Annotated in this window: 12 protein-coding genes; 7 read left to right on the top strand and 5 right to left on the bottom strand. The window is 51.7% G+C overall.

Annotated elements, in window-relative coordinates:
* The first annotated feature begins 170 nt into the window (after positions 1 to 170).
* Together ABCR88_RS14945 and ABCR88_RS14940 are read left to right on the top strand one after the other, a co-directional pair.
* Positions 171 to 1085: a LysR family transcriptional regulator gene (locus ABCR88_RS14945; protein WP_011061517.1), complete on the top strand. Its 915-nt coding sequence runs from the start codon at positions 171 to 173 to the stop codon at positions 1083 to 1085.
* Positions 1086 to 1238: 153 nt separating this feature from the next.
* The gene (locus ABCR88_RS14940; protein WP_236184316.1) at positions 1239 to 2507 is read left to right on the top strand and encodes a site-specific integrase; all 1269 of its coding nucleotides are present in this window, start codon (positions 1239 to 1241) and stop codon (positions 2505 to 2507) included.
* Between the two features lie 593 nt (positions 2508 to 3100).
* Here the strand turns inward: ABCR88_RS14940 and ABCR88_RS14935 are convergent.
* The 3 genes from ABCR88_RS14935 to ABCR88_RS14925 form a co-directional block, all read right to left on the bottom strand.
* Complete coding sequence (locus ABCR88_RS14935) at positions 3101 to 3397, bottom strand: SCP2 sterol-binding domain-containing protein (RefSeq protein WP_108538181.1); 297 nt, start codon at positions 3395 to 3397, stop codon at positions 3101 to 3103.
* 460 nt (positions 3398 to 3857) lie between these two features.
* Positions 3858 to 4607: a TetR/AcrR family transcriptional regulator gene (locus ABCR88_RS14930; protein WP_236184318.1), complete on the bottom strand. Its 750-nt coding sequence runs from the start codon at positions 4605 to 4607 to the stop codon at positions 3858 to 3860.
* 146 nt (positions 4608 to 4753) lie between these two features.
* Positions 4754 to 6052, bottom strand: coding sequence for an FAD-dependent oxidoreductase (locus tag ABCR88_RS14925; protein WP_236188131.1), 1299 nt, complete (start codon positions 6050 to 6052; stop codon positions 4754 to 4756).
* A gap of 167 nt (positions 6053 to 6219) precedes the next feature.
* Between ABCR88_RS14925 and ABCR88_RS14920 the strand changes: the two genes are divergently transcribed.
* From ABCR88_RS14920 to ABCR88_RS14900, 5 genes are all read left to right on the top strand, one after another.
* Positions 6220 to 7089: an alpha/beta hydrolase gene (locus ABCR88_RS14920; protein WP_236178719.1), complete on the top strand. Its 870-nt coding sequence runs from the start codon at positions 6220 to 6222 to the stop codon at positions 7087 to 7089.
* 37 nt (positions 7090 to 7126) lie between these two features.
* Positions 7127 to 8779: a GMC family oxidoreductase gene (locus ABCR88_RS14915; protein ID WP_236184322.1), complete on the top strand. Its 1653-nt coding sequence runs from the start codon at positions 7127 to 7129 to the stop codon at positions 8777 to 8779.
* Between the two features lie 16 nt (positions 8780 to 8795).
* Positions 8796 to 9344 carry a VOC family protein gene (locus tag ABCR88_RS14910; protein WP_108538186.1) on the top strand — a complete coding sequence of 183 codons (549 nt, stop codon included), beginning with the start codon at positions 8796 to 8798 and terminating at the stop codon, positions 9342 to 9344.
* 116 nt (positions 9345 to 9460) lie between these two features.
* Positions 9461 to 10771, top strand: a complete 1311-nt coding sequence (locus ABCR88_RS14905) for an FAD-dependent oxidoreductase (protein WP_350404776.1) — start codon at positions 9461 to 9463, stop codon at positions 10769 to 10771.
* 166 nt (positions 10772 to 10937) lie between these two features.
* Positions 10938 to 12020: a saccharopine dehydrogenase NADP-binding domain-containing protein gene (locus ABCR88_RS14900; protein ID WP_236184326.1), complete on the top strand. Its 1083-nt coding sequence runs from the start codon at positions 10938 to 10940 to the stop codon at positions 12018 to 12020.
* A gap of 128 nt (positions 12021 to 12148) precedes the next feature.
* Here ABCR88_RS14900 and ABCR88_RS14895 read toward each other — a convergent pair whose 3' ends face one another.
* Both ABCR88_RS14895 and ABCR88_RS14890 read right to left on the bottom strand, forming a co-directional pair.
* Positions 12149 to 13783: a methyl-accepting chemotaxis protein gene (locus ABCR88_RS14895; protein ID WP_236178715.1), complete on the bottom strand. Its 1635-nt coding sequence runs from the start codon at positions 13781 to 13783 to the stop codon at positions 12149 to 12151.
* A 105-nt stretch (positions 13784 to 13888) separates the two neighbouring features.
* On the bottom strand, positions 13889 to 15445 hold the full coding sequence (locus tag ABCR88_RS14890; protein ID WP_236184328.1) for an acetolactate synthase large subunit: 1557 nt from the start codon (positions 15443 to 15445) through the stop codon (positions 13889 to 13891).
* Positions 15446 to 15514 lie beyond the last annotated feature (69 nt).

Here is a 15514-nt window from a genome sequence, read left to right as displayed (position 1 = left end):
ATTTCGTGCCCTTGAAAATCGGGGCGTACAGCGTGCTCGAACCTTGCCCGGCTACAAACAAACAACATTTAGCCGATGCAGAGTACCAGCCTTTCCCCGTAAGATTCACGCCGGCCATTGTTCCGATATGGTCGCTCCCGTCAAGCTCGCTGACTCTGCCAGGACTCCAGATGAATCGTAATGACCTGCGTCGTGTCGACCTGAATCTGTTGATCGTATTCGAAACACTGATGCACGAACGCAGTGTGACCCGCGCCGCCGAGAAGCTGTTCCTCGGCCAGCCGGCCATCAGTGCAGCCCTGTCGCGCCTGCGCAACCTGTTCGACGACCCGCTGTTCGTGCGCACCGGGCGCAGCATGGAACCCTCGGCCCGGGCAGTGGAAATCTTCGCCCTGCTCTCGCCGGCCCTGGATTCGATCTCCACCGCCGTCAGCCGCGCCGCCGAATTCGACCCGGCCACCAGCACCGCCGTATTCCGTATCGGTCTTTCCGACGACGTGGAATTCGCCCTGCTGCCGATGCTGCTCAAACGCCTGCGCGCCGAAGCCCCGGGCATCGTGCTGGTGGTACGCCGCGCCAACTATCTGCTGATGCCCGCGCTGCTGGCCTCCGGCGAAATCTCCATCGGCGTCAGCTACACCGCCGACCTGCCGGCCAACGCCAAGCGCAAGGTCCTGCGCCGCAGCCTGCCCAAACTGCTGCGGGCCGACACCGTGCCCGGCCCCCTGACCCTGGACGACTTCTGCGCCCGCCCCCACGCCCTGGTGTCGTTCGCCGGGGACCTGAGCGGCTTTATCGATGAAGAACTGGAGAAACTCGGCCGCAAGCGCCACGTCGTGCTCGCCGTACCGCAATTCAACGGCCTGAGCACCCTGCTGGCCGGCACCGACATCCTTGCCACCGTGCCCGACTACACCGCCGATGCCCTCACTGCCGCCGGCGGCGTACGCGCCGAAGATCCGCCACTGCCGGTGCGCAGTTTTGAGCTGCACATGGCCTGGCGTGGCTCACAGGACAACGATCCAGGGGAGCGCTGGTTGCGTTCGCGGATTCAGATGTTTTTTGGGGACCCCGATAGCTTGTAATGGAGTTCCAGTGAATTCCATAAAACAGTTTTATAACAATAGGTTATTGGTAATTTCAGTCCATTACCGCCTGTCTAAATCCAATGGATTCCACGACTCATGGGGGCATAATTGGGGGCAAATTTCGGTTCCTTAAAAAGGATGCCCCCACCGATGCCCCCAGCTAATGCGGTCGTTTTCAAACGAAAACTCAGCGATGCCTTGATCCGCTCGCTGACCGAACCCGGCAAGCACGCCGACGGCGAAGTCCCTGGTCTCTACTTGGAGGTGAGGGCGTCGAGCAGGGTCGGCAAATCCCCTTCCAAGGTTTGGCGATTGAAGTATCGGCTGCATGGTAAGGAAAACCGCTTCTCCATCGGCGCTTACCCCGACATTGGTCTCAAGGAGGCGCGCGACATTGCCCGTGGCGCACGCCGCGACGTGGCTAACCACACTGCACCGCTCAAGGCCAAGACCGCCAAGATCGAAGCACACCTGCTCAACGAGGTGCGCACCTTCGAATACGTAGCCAAGCAATGGTTGGCATTCAAGTCTGCCGAACTGGTAACCAAATCCATCTCGGGGTTTAACGGAGCGCTGAACAACCACATCTTGCCCGCGATTGGTAAAAAACCGGTCAGCGAGATCAAACTGGAGCACATCACCACAGTCATTACGGAGTTGCGACGTCAGCGCACCATGGCCATGGCCCGGCGCGTGCGTACCATCATCCGTGCCGTTCTGGGTTTTGCCGAGGGGCGCGGATGGGTGGAACGCAATGTGGCGCTCAGCAACATTGAGGAGTTGAAGATCCGCCATGTCGTGACCAGCAACCCAGCGATCGAAAGGCCAGCCGACCTAGGCAAGTTTCTCCTGCGTCTGGATGACTGCAACGACGGCAGCGTTGCCGCCGCAATGCGTCTGCTGGTCATGTTGCCGGTCCGCCCAGGCGAACTGGTGCGGATGCGCTGGGAAGATGTCGACTTGGTGGGCGCGGATTGGCGTTATGTGGTGAGCAAGACCAAGCATCTGGATAAGAGCAAGCACATCGTGCCGTTGCCTGAGCAAGCCTTGGTTCAGTTACGTGAGCTACATAAAACCCGCGTGGTGGATGAAGAAGGCAAAGGCTGGGTGTTCGTCTCGCCGGTCTATCCGGGACGCCCCATAAACCCGACCTCCATGCTCAAGTCCTTTCAGCGTATCTGGCCGGAGTACAACATTACTGCCCACGGCTTTCGCGCCACCTTCCGGACCATAGCCCACGAGCATTTGGGTATAGATCCTATCGTGCTTGAACTGTCTTTATCCCACCGAATGCCGGGTGCGCTCGGGGCTGTGTATGCACGGGCTCAATTGCTGGCGCAACGCCGAGAGGCTTCCCAACAATGGGCGAACTACCTAGATCAGTTGCGTCAAAACGCGGCGCGAATAACCACAGATTGACGATACAGCGAATACAAATCAGGAGATTGGAGCGGGAAACGAGACTCGCATCTGGCGTCCGACCCATTGAAATCTAAGGGGTTTATTTTCTTGCCGAAGCAGGAAAAGACTCAATTCTGGACTTGTTTTTGGGGTGTATCAAGGGCCAAGACGCAGGTGATTCGGCGAACGACCACCACGTCCCAGCTCTGAGCCAGTTGCCTGACATTAGTGGCGACTGAATAGTCCTAGCGTGGAGTTTTTTCAAAACACAGTGCCAGACTACTTATGTCCACATCCGAAAGCTTGCCTGCCAGGAATCGTACTTTTAGCCACGACCTCAGGTAGGCATAACGCGCCTGGGCCAGATTGCGGAGCGCATCGTAGTATCGCTGCTCGTCATCCAGAATATCGGAATTGACACGCTCCCCGCCCGCCACGCTTTTTTTTCATTGCCACGGTCAATTCCTGAGCCGAATTTACGGCAAGCTGAAAAGCTCGCATTTTGGAAAAGCTGCCGCTGTGACTCACCGGACGTTGTGGATCAATCAATAGCCATTGATTACAAATGCAGGCACGATCTGTACTTCAACGCTCGTGCCCGCATATTTGATTCAGATCAATTGAGATAGCTTCAACGCGACGCCCATGTCGCCGTTCACCTTCAACTGCCCCTTCATAAAAGCCATCGTTGCTCCCTGCCGACCGGACAGGAGATCAAGGAAGGTGTCTTTTGAGCACAATAACTGACAGGTCCCCTTCTCGTCCGAATCCCAGGAGACGTCCTGCGTATCTGTCGTACTCGTTATTACGATCGCAGAACCGTCGTTGAACTCAACGCGCGCAACAGCCCCCAGGACACCTTTTGTCAGAACCTTTTTCAGCCCTTCGGTAATGATTTGATCGCTCATAGCAGACTCCATGACATTGAAATGTTAACGGATTTACGTGGGCAAATTGCGGAAAACCAAGCCTTCATACCGCACAAGAGGACTGCTTGACCAACCATAACCTGCTGTAAGTCAGATTATAGCGTTCAGACAAGGCTCGCAAGTCAGTCAGTAAGGTAGGGATCAATTCGACGATTTGACCGCACTGAAAGCGAATGAGCGCTCATCATGCGGTTGAAACGGGTACGAAGAAACGCACGCAACGCGGGGGAAAGAGTCTCGATGACCGCTCGACTCGTGTACGAATCCAGAGACCGCTCGTCCATTTCACGCAGACAGAGCACGACTGCGTGCCCCACCTGGCAAGCCAACTCAACAATGAACGACCAGTACGCCGGGTGGGCTATGCATTCTAAACAGTGCGCCGTGAACGAGTGTCAGGATACCTAGATATCAAACTACAACACGCCCCCTTAGACCGCTATTTAGCTCCGAGGACAGCCTTGGGATTAATTAAGCGCATCGTTTCAGGAAGAACATTTCGTAAGTAACCAATGATAGCCTTCATTGTCTCTTCGAATGTTTCATCATCGATATAACCACGAGCAGAATATGCTCCCGACCAAAAAGCATCGAGAATCTCTCCCGCGTACATAAAGTTTTTTTCTAGACCAGGAATATCCGGAACCATAAAGACGCGCTTCAGGTTAACCAATGCAGCCTGCCCCAAGGTATTACTACCCTGCATATTCGCCACGCGACTTTTCCTATGTAAAGCTGGCCCCAACAAAATCTCGCACATCGGGCGATTCGAATTAAAATGTACTCGAGCTGCATCCAGACTAATACGTGTCCACTCTTGCCAAGTGCTGACCTGTTGATCGACGAGCGTTGTTTGCGCAGCGATTATCTGCCCCGTTATAATATCATTATAAACCCTGTTCAACTCAACATGAACCGCCGCCACCGTATTAAACAAGTAGTGCACAGAGGCAGGACTAATCCCAGCCTCCTTGGCAATATCATATAAACTAATATCTTCAATATTGGCGGCATTCAACAATCTTTGGGTAGCATCGAGAATCGATTGGTATCGACGCCGACTTCGCTCCTGAGTTGGAACTCGGGGAGTCCGCAGCACCTCCGCAGTTCGCCCCTTTCGATGTGACGCCTTAGCGCGAACTACCGGCACATCACCATCATCACCGCCACCTGAATAATTTTCGTCCACTTTACTTACCTAATTTGAATTTCTGAACTTTTTCCTGCTTTATTTTAACCGGAGCTAGAGCTTAGTAAGCTACTTTATAAAGATACCACGACACTTGAATTTATGCGGCAAAAGGTCGCGCGCGCACCAGTTTAATCAGAATAGCATTACCCCTCGCATGCGCGCCGAGCTGCTCGCTGGCCGCTTCGAACGCCGGCCTCCATGTGAACGCCATCATAATCATTTCCCGCAAAGGAGATGCCCTCAAGCGTCTGGGCATGCCTCTTGAACTCAAGAATTTTGCGATAAGCACCAGGGACGTATCTCGCGATCCCCCACGAGTGCCTTATCACCCGGGCCTCATCCACCCACCCAGATATTCCAGGAAAAAATGCTTCCATATCCCGCAAAGCCTGGGAAACAACAGCGTCATCCGTTTGAAAAAAAAGGTTGGTTGAGCTCGGATAACTCGACCACGCTGAAATGATCGCCTTACCACTAGGTACCATGTAGGGCGCTTTCCTACTGTGATTAATCGCCATATTGAATACCACATCCCGATAGGGATGCCCCATGTATACATAAGCTTCGGACGAAACCGGTCTATCCAGAAAAAAATAAACCAATACAAATGGAGCACTGGGACATTCATACAGAAATTCTTTTGCAACACTTAGTTCATCGGGAAGAATTTTGGCTGCCGCCTCAATTGGGCATGCAACAATTACATGATCACACTTGAGTATTCTCCCGTCCTCAAGAAGAACCCCGTCGATACGCGCTCCCGCTGTCAAAATTTGCGCGGCCGAATTAGAATATTGAACCGACATCGATGATGCCAAGCGCTCAGCTAGCGTTACAATTCCCGTACGAAGCCCAAAAACCTTTGTCGAAAGCGCGAGCCTCATTGAATTAATAGCATGGTAAAGGCTGGTATCAGAGAGAGTTGTATTTGTCATTGCATGCATCATTGGTCGAAGCAGAAAATCGTGAAAATCATCACCCGCCCAAGAAAATGCGTCCTCCGCAGAAACATCATCATATGAGGGAATATCTCGAGAAATCTCGAATTGAGGAAATCGCTTTGCAAAAGCAATATAACGAGCAGCAAACCAGGAAAAGTCCCGGACACCACGCGCATTCATCAACTTTATCACGCCTAAATCCCTATCCGGGATACGGAGTGATCCGCTTCGATCAAGAAATGAAACCTTGCCTTGCAAAGGCATAAGCTCGCTCTGTAAACCCACTTGATTTATTAGACTGAGCATCTCTGTGTAGTTCGAATGAATTCCCTGTGCACCGACCTCCACTGAATCCCCGTGACGTGTTAAGCGCCGGATCCGTCCACCAGGTCGCTCAGATGCCTCGAGGACAGTCACCTTTCGACCACGCTTGCTCAAAGCAGCCGCAGATGCCAACCCAGTGATCCCAGCTCCAATCACAATAATGTGTCCGTCTTTCATGCTTCATCGCCCCTTCATCGCAAAGCTCCCACCTCGCTGATCCGCGATGCTACCACTATAAGTTGACTAACATCAGGTTTTATATGAAGCTGATGCAAGCGCCCACGATGGGCACATCTGCGCGAGCAACCGCCAAATAAGAGTTTCAAGACAGGGGTAGGGGTGAGATGAAAAACGACGAGACCGAATACCAAAAATCGTGGTTCACGACAAAGACAGGGCTGAAGCTTTTCTACCGAGACTACACCTCAAAGGGCTCTGAAATTCCGGTGATCTGCCTACACGGATTCATGCGCAACTCTCGTGACTTTGAGGATCTCGCCCCTCACCTGTCGACAGGCAGGCGCGTCATCGCGCCTGACCTGCGTGGGCGCGGGCGATCCGACCGTGCCACCGACGCCGAGGGATATCACTTTGATCTTCTAATCCAAGATACGTGGGAGCTCTTGGATCATTTGGAGATCAAGCGCGTCGTGATCATCGGTACAACACTGGGCGGCCTAATGGCCATTGAAATGGCAGGGCAAAACCCCGAGCGCGTTGCGGGAATCGTGGTTAACGATATTGGAGCAGAAGTCCCCTTGGCAGCGCTCAAACGAATGGCCAGCCATGCAGAAAATGCAGACTACTCATTCGATGAAGCTGTCGCGAGAGTAAAAGAGCACAACGAGGCTATTTACCCCGGGCTGGAACAGAGTGAGTGGAGTCGCTTGATGCTGCGCGCTTACCACGAGACCACTACTGGCCGTTACGAGCGAGATTTTGACCTGCTTACGATGCGCGAATCTGCGCGCATGCAAGCAAAACGACCGGAATTTTGGCTGGAGTTTGCCAAAGCGAGCGCAGTACCGGCTGCGCTAATAAGAGGAGAGCTATCGGATCTGCTTACCGCCGATATCGCTACACGCATGCTGGCCGTGAATGCTTCTGCGACGCTTACCAGCGTGTCAGACCGAGGACATCCTCCCTTGCTGGATGAGCCGCAGTCGCTGACGGCGATCACTGATCTTTTACAGCGCGCATCAAAAAAGGTTTGAGGGAATGCGAGCCAATTCTAGAAATGAGGTTGCACGTATGACCCCAGCCGAAATACAGGCATGCCAATGGGATGCAATCATCGTTGGTACTGGTATTGGGGGTGCCACTCTCGGTTATAGCCTCGCGCAATCCGGAATGAAAGTGCTCTTCTGCGAAAAAGGAATGGATCATCTGAGCACCTCAACTGCCCTTACGGGCGATTGGACAGAAACCTTGTTTGAACGCGAATGCGAGGGTGACTCCTATGCGAATTATCTCAAACGTAGCGGACGGTTATCGGACCCAATATTTGAGCTGAGCGGAATAACAAGCAGAGCCGTCCTCCCCATTTTGGGTGAGGGTACTGGAGGGTCCAGCACGCTCTACGGCATGGTCATGGAGCGTTTTTTCCCTTCCGATTTCGAGCCCGCCAAATACGCTAAAGCAGCGACACAAGCCCAGATTCCGGAACGGTGGCCAATCACAATGGAAGAACTGGAGCCCTATTATTCCGAGGCAGAAGCGCTTTACCGTGTAAAAGCGACTCGTGATCCCTTACGTCCTGATACAGAGTGCCGGTCGATCCTCTCACCACCCTCTTACAGTCCTGCAAACTCAGAGCTATTCGAGTACCTGAGCGCCCAAGGATGCAACCCCTACCATGTGCCAATGGCGTGCGACTACAAACCAGGCTGTCGAGAGTGTATTGGCTTTATCTGCGAGAAACGCTGCAAGGGGGACAGCGTAAATATTTGCCTGGAACCGGCATTGCGTGAACATGGAGCGGTCCTTGCCGATAACTGCGACGTCCTCAAGCTAACCACTGAAAATACATGCGTCACGACTTTGCACTGTCGGTGGAATGGCGCCGATGTCACGTTGCGTGGCAATACGATAATACTCGCAGCCGGCGCCATTGGTACGCCAGCATTACTATTGCGTTCAGCCTCCAAGGCATGGCCGCATGGACTCGCGAACGGATCGGATCAGGTCGGACGGAACCTGATGCGTCACCTGTTTGACTATTACGTTGTCAAACCGCGAAAGTCCCCACATGAGAGTGATTTAGTCAAACAACTGGCCTGGAACGACTTCTACATCAGCGACGGCGTAAAATTGGGTACGGTGCAATCCAATGGCAATCTTCCTCCCCCACGCATCATTGCGCGTTCAATGAAGGAAGACATCTCTCGCCATTCATCAGTGCTCGGATTTATCGCATCCAAGTTTTTGCCGGTTATTGAGCAAGCTGTAAAAGCCTCGCTTAAAAAAACGATCGTTTTCGCATCGATCATGGAAGATTACCCATACCCGGATAACCGACTCACGCTTGGAACTGATGGCAAGGTCGTCATTAACTATTCGATCCATGAGAACGACAAAGAACGCCTAGAACTATTTCGAGATAAAATAAAGAAGCTTTTAAAAAAGTACCACCCAAAATTAAATCAAGCGGCACAAAAAAATAGCCTCCTGGGCCATGTCTGCGGTACTTGTCGTTTTGGTGAATCACCTAAAGACAGTGTCCTAGACCGCTACAACAAGGCGCATGAGCTTGATAATCTCTACGTCGTAGATAGTTCATTCTTCCCGACAAGCTCCGGCACAAACCCCTCACTCACAATTGCAGCCAACGCACTTCGGGTAGCGGAACACATCCTCAAAAAACATACAAACCCAACACCTTGCCCCACCACACTCTACAAATAAAATATATGGAGCCTCTATGAAAACCAAGATAAATAAAATTGATCAACTGGGATTCATTGTTGACAATATCGAAGAAGCCGCCATGCACTGGGTTAACACTTGCGGAGTCGGACCATTCTTCATTCATCAAAATGTTGAATACGAAAAATTCACTTATATGAATGAAGACACACCCGTACAATTGACACTGGCGTTCTCCTACATAGGTTCCATAATGTTGGAGTTAATCTATCAACACAACGATGCGCCGTCAGTCTACACAGCCCTCAAGCACCGCAGTGGCAATGGTCTCATTCATGTGGCAAGTTTTTGTGATGACCTTGAAATCATAACTAACTCTCTAACGCCAGAGGATATCATTCAATATAGTTCGACACCCGACGGAGTAGAAACCATTTATTTGAACACCGAACATCACAATGGCGGGCTCGTTGAGTTTATAAAAATGCCCGAAATATACAAACCAATCACTGAGCTCTTCCAAAAAACGGTAGCCAATTGGAACGGCGAACGACCTTTGCGCTACATCGATCCGACAAATCCTTTTGCCGTATTAGATCTCTGAGATTACTCAGCCTAATATAGCGTTTTCATCATTCTATCAAAGAGATGCTTACCATGTTACATAGGAGTCGTTCGCATTGGTTTGAATCAGCCCTGCTATACCCACCCAACGAACCGTTGAAGCAATCGGTTGAGGTCGATGTATGCGTCATCGGTGGCGGTATCACAGGGCTATCGACGGCCTACCACGTTCGTAAGATTGATTCGAACGCTTCTGTGGCGCTGCTCGAGGGAGAGGTCATAGGGTTCGGTGCAAGCGGTAGGAATGCTGGCCAGCTTATCATTGCGTTTGGGGAGGGCGATTTCCGGGCGCAACTAAAGCGTTACGGCGAGAAACGATTAGCCCAAGCGTATCACTATGTCCATGAAGGCTTGCAGATGATTGAGGATCTCATCCTAGAGCACGATATACACTGCGATTATGAACAAACCGGCTATTACGAAATGGGATTAAAATCGAATGGCGATGGTACAGTAAATGACTACATAAAATTCTGCAAATCGATAGGGCAAGCAAGCTACCTAGAAAGCATCTCCGCCGAACAAGTAGCACTAGAATTCAACAGTCCATACTTCGGCAATGCATGCTTCGATTCGCGGGGAGGTCAACTTAACCCCTTGAAGCTGCTTCACGGACTAAAGAACGCTACAGAACAGCTTGGTGCAAAAATTTATGAACATAGCCCAGCAGTTAGTATTGAGCGAGACTTAAACGGGATTACCGTTCGCACAGGCAGCGGAACCGTTCGTTGCGCAAAATTAGTTCTTGCCACAAATGCGTATTCACATTTGATTCATGGTTTGCAAGATCTGGGCACAACCCGCATGCAATCCCCTGTATTTGTCTACGCCAATATTACCGAGCGGCTTACCGCCGAGCAATGGCGCGAACTGAAATGGCCTCGACGATGTGGGGTCAATATGATGTCTAAGCTATTCTATTCTTTTGCCCCAACATCTGACGGCAGGCTTTTGTATGTCGGTAATTACTATGCGGCGGTGCCAAGCGGAAACGAAATGGCCCTGGATATTAGCAAGGGTTTTATGTTGGATGGGCCACAGCACCTCCAGTCGTTCTTCCCAGCACTAGCAGGAGTGCGGACTGAGCAGAGCTGGGGGGGCCCAATCTCAACAACAAGGGATTACATTCCGCACGTCGGGTTGCTTGAGGACGCGCGAATTGGTTATGCCAATGGCTGCTGGGGGCATGGTCTTCCCATTGGTGCGCATAACGGGCGAACACTTGCAGAACTCATGCTTGAAGGATCCACTGATAGTACATTGTCTTGGTTGGTTACCCGAGACAAACTAAAATGGCCGAATCGCTTTATCACATCGACCGTCGTAAAGGGATTGTCGGCGGTGATGCGCCACGACATACGCAAAGCGGGTCAAAAAATGAATCCAAAGTTTACTTTCACTAACTGAAAATAATTCACTAGACACTCCACTTAGATTTAGATCACGCATTTTAAGCCAAGATTGAGGATTCTCTATGGCCGCACACACGTGAAGTAAAATCTCTCCACAATAGATCAACAAAGCTTCAGCACACTCACCAATCAACATCTCTTAATATAATAGGAGCACTCCGATGCAGTCCGAAATTGACAGAAATACAGCATCCGTTACGCCTCTCTCAGTTCTAGTAGTTGGTGGCTATGGCGTAGTAGGTACGCAGGCATGTAATTTACTGTCCCAACGCCACCCCAGACTAAAAATATGGGTCGGTGGTAGATCACTGGTAAAAGCAGAACGGATTGCTCAAGGTATAAAAAATGCAAGCGCTATATTAATAGATGTCGACAATAGCGACCCATTAGCGTCGCTAGCCACGATGCCGGATGCAATCGTAGTAGCCGTCAATGACACCAATGACCGACTGTTACTTTCCGCAGTAAAGCGCGGCGTAGCGATAGTTGATATTGCTCGATGGCTAGAGCGGATTCACGATGCGCAAGAGGTCTTGGCAGGCCAGCCCCTCCGGGCACCGGTGGTGTTATCTTCGGGATGGATGGCTGGAGTTGCCTCAGTGACCGCGGCAGCATTCAGACGTCTCCCACAACCCGCTCAACAGATAGATATCGACATTCTATTTGCAACGGGTGACAGGGCCGGACCCGACTCCGTGGTTGGCTTTATTGATGCACATCACCCGTTTACAATCTGGAGCAACGGCGAGCGGCGCTTGGTGCAAGCCATGTCCGACGGTCGACCGGTACAGTTCAGCAATAACCAGTCGGCGAACTGTCGTCGCGTTGACAGCCCAGACCAAATGACCCTCGTCCGAACAGGAAATGCACTGGGTGTATCCACACGCATGGCCTTTGATAATTCGCTGATGACGTTCATTTTCGCCAAGGTCGTTCGCTCAGGGCTATGGGCTCGACTATCGAGAAACACTCGAATCAAGATGCTGTACAACCCGGGGAGCGGCGCTTCCCATGAGTTCGTTATAACCATAAAAGAAGAAGATACCCAGCGTATTCTAGTAAAGCATAAGCTAGGGCAGACTCACCTGACGGCCATAGGCACAGTAACTCAGGTTGAGCGACTCCTGGGGCTCAACGGTCGATCTCGCCCCCCCACCGGCATCAGCTATCCAGAACAAGCTGATGACATTCATGCCTACATTGATGCTCTACGCTCCATGGGAGTGGAAATCAAGGAAGTCTGAACTCGACACTGTTAAGATAAAAAATCATGAGAGCATGGGTGGGATCGTTGACCTTCTGCTCTTGTGAGTTTGTGTTGAGCTACAAAAAATGCAATTGACCCTCCTGCGATGCGTTATGCGCTCGCAAATCACACCCGGAAGCGTCCTACCAACTGAGCCAAACCATTGGAAAGCCGCGACAGATGTTGACTTGCCTGAGCGCTTTGCTCCGATGTTTTAGCCGCATCAATTGAAAGATCACGAATATCGGTAATATTACGGACGATTTCCTCAGTAACACAACTCTGCTGCTCACAGGCAGTAGCGATTTGTGCGGCCATATTACTTATTCGTCGCACCGAGTCGCCAGTATAGGATAACGCCTCTTCGACTCCTGCTGCACGTACTACACTGTCGCGGGCCTTCAGACTTCCAGAACGTGTCGCCTCCACCGCGTTTTGAACGCTAGCTTGAAGACGATCGATCATCTTTTGAATATCTTTGGTCGAGTCCTGGGTTCGTGCTGCCAGAGCACGTACCTCGTCTGCCACTACGGCAAAGCCACGCCCCTGATCCCCCGCACGCGCAGCTTCAATCGCCGCGTTTAGCGCTAACAAATTGGTTTGTTCGGCAATGCTCTTGATCACCTCCAGCACCGAACCAATGCTAGCGGTCTCTTGCTCCAAAGCCTGGATAGTATTGGAAGCATTCTCCACCTCTTGTGCCAACCGACGAATAGCATCGATGGTTGCACCCACGACCTCACCACCTTCGCGCGTCCGAATCTCGGCTTGATGTGCCGCCTCAGAGGCGCTTTGCGCATTACGTGCAACTTGAAACACAACCTCACTCATCTCAGCCACCGCAGTGCTTACCTGGTTGACCGCCATGTGCTCGCTACTAATCAAGTGGTCATTAGCCATCGTCATATCCGCCATGCAGCGAGCGGAGTCAGCCACCTCACCGGTAACCTGAGTGACCTCTCGAATTAGCAGTTGCAGCTTGTCGAGGAAACGGTTGAACGCTCGCCCCAGCTTACCCAGTTCATCCTGCGACAAGGCAACCAAGCGTATACGCAGGTCTCCATCACCATCGGCAATCTGCTCAATACGCTCCAACAGATTCTGCAGCGATCGTGTAACCAGCATCGGAAAGCCAATCACCAATACCAAGCAAACAATCAGACCGATGGAAATTACCAGCCCTTGTTGCCAAATATGGACTTCACCCAGCGCAATGGCCCGTCGACCTTCGAGTTTGGCTGCTTTGTCCTCTAATTTGCCGAGTTTATCTATCACCTCACGCATTTTATAAAACTGACGTTCACTGTCTCCCGCATTAATGGAGCTGGCCATTGCTGGGTCACGGCTCGACAACTCGGCAACTTCGCGCGAGGTTTCTCGCCAAAGTGAGAAGGCTTGCTCAAACTGTGCCAGCAGTTGTTTAGATTCGCCCCCAGGGTTCATGGCCGCATACTTTTGAACTCGTTCGTAGGCCAGTTGCAAACTTTGCTCATGAGCAGCTTTTAGCGAAGGTGAAAGTTCTCCACCCGCATCATCCACGAGATTACGCTCAGCGACAAAGGCTCGATAAAGATCCTGATCGGCGTTCAGAAGCAGGCTAACAGCGGGTAGATAACGGTTAGTTAGTTGTCTGCTGGAATCCGCTACCTGAGTTATGCTCTGCATGCCCATACCGCCTACAATCACCAGCAATAAAGCTAGCAATATAAACGGCAAGGCGATTTTCCAACGAAACCCTAAATCAGCAAAAAAACGTATCACGGCTCCGCTCCTGGCGCTTGATGCGTGCAACAAGCATATCGGTTCGAGAAGGTTACGAGATGTGAAGAGTCGTAGGAGACCCTTCACTACCATGACCCGCTAAGATCAAATCATTGCTTCGATCAATCTCGGCCCTCGTTGCTTCATTGCAGATTCATACTGAGCAGCAAATTGCTCGCAAGTCGTCGCGCGACTCGCTTCGACTCCTAGGCCTTCAGCTATCTTCACCCAGTTCATTTCCGGATTATGCAAATCCAGCATCGATAACGCCTTGTCCCCCGCCCCGATTACCCCTACACGCTGCAGTTCAACATTAAGGATTGCATAGGAACGATTAGCGTAGATGACTACCGTTATATCGAGGTTTTCCCGTGCCATTGTCCAAAGCGCTTGTACTGTATAGGCCGCCCCGCCATCACCATGGGGACAAATAACTTTACGGTCTGGTGCTGCGAGCGCTGCACCAACCGCCACGGGCAAGCCCTGCCCAATAGATCCACCTGTAAGTGGCAAGTGCGTATGCGGACGCGCGCGTCCGAACATCGTTAACAGCGCCATCCCGGACGTCGCAGACTCATCCGCAATGATTGCGTTCTCAGGGGTCAGCTCCGCCATTATCTGAGCCACGCTTATCGCACTTAGAAGCCCGTTAGGCATACCAGGTAATGCTAGAGGGACTCGCTCAACTAAGTGGATCGGCGCGCCCAAAGCATCTGCTAAAGAATTCAGAGCCTCGACGCTATCCTCATGGGGATGAGCTAGATAGCTAAATAAACAGCCTTCCGGGGCACACCAACTAGGCTTTCCAGGGTAGGCAAAAAAAGAAACTGGAGGCTTGGCCCCTACAAGAATGACTTGTTCAATGTCGCTTAAAAAGTCAGTGATCTGCTCAGAAAAATAAGGGATACGCTGTACCGGGACGCGCCCTGCACCTAATTCAATGTGCGGAGCGAAAGTATCACACAACAAGCGAGCCCCCGTTTTTGCCTGAACCCGACCGGCGGCCTCCAACCCCAAGCCATATAGAGCCACACCTCGCAATAAAATCGCAGTCTTTTTACCGTTCCCTAACAAGTTGGCCACATCTTCAACAGCCTTCGCACTGACGGCCGCCGGCCCAATATCTGCCAACATATCAGACGGTCGCTCAGCATCGTTCCAAGCGGTATCTGCCGGTAAAATCAACGTTGCCACCCCCCCGGGCGCGGATCTCGCTGCTTGTACTGCTCTGGCAGCATCACTCGCAACAACTCGAGCACTCGTGGACTGATGTATCCAAGATGAAACTGGTCGAGCAAAGCCGACGATGTCGGAAGTTAATAACGCATCGTACTGAAGGTGATAAGTCGCGTGATCCCCCACCACGTTGACGATCGGCGTGTTCGCCCGCCGTGCGTTATGCAGGTTAGCGAGTCCATTGGCAAGGCCGGGGCCCAAATGCAATAACGTTGCTGCAGGCTTACAAGCGATTCTCCCATAGCCATCTGCGGCACCGGTGGCCACGCCCTCAAACAAACAAAGGACAGCACGCATCTCTGGCACCGAGTCGAGAGCTGCCACGAAATGCATTTCCGAGGTACCCGGATTAGCAAAACATATTTCAATACCACAATTGACCAATGTTTTGACCAGTGACTGCGCACCATTGAGCGAGTTTTTCATAAAGCCCCTTTAACTCTTAAAACTAAAATAAAGAAAAGAAAGTTTCCTACCCTAAATGTAAATAACTTT

It is taken from the genome of Pseudomonas sp. W17 (assembly GCF_040268305.1).
GTDB lineage: Bacteria > Pseudomonadota > Gammaproteobacteria > Pseudomonadales > Pseudomonadaceae > Aquipseudomonas > Aquipseudomonas protegens.
This window is presented reverse-complemented; position numbering and strand designations above follow the sequence as displayed.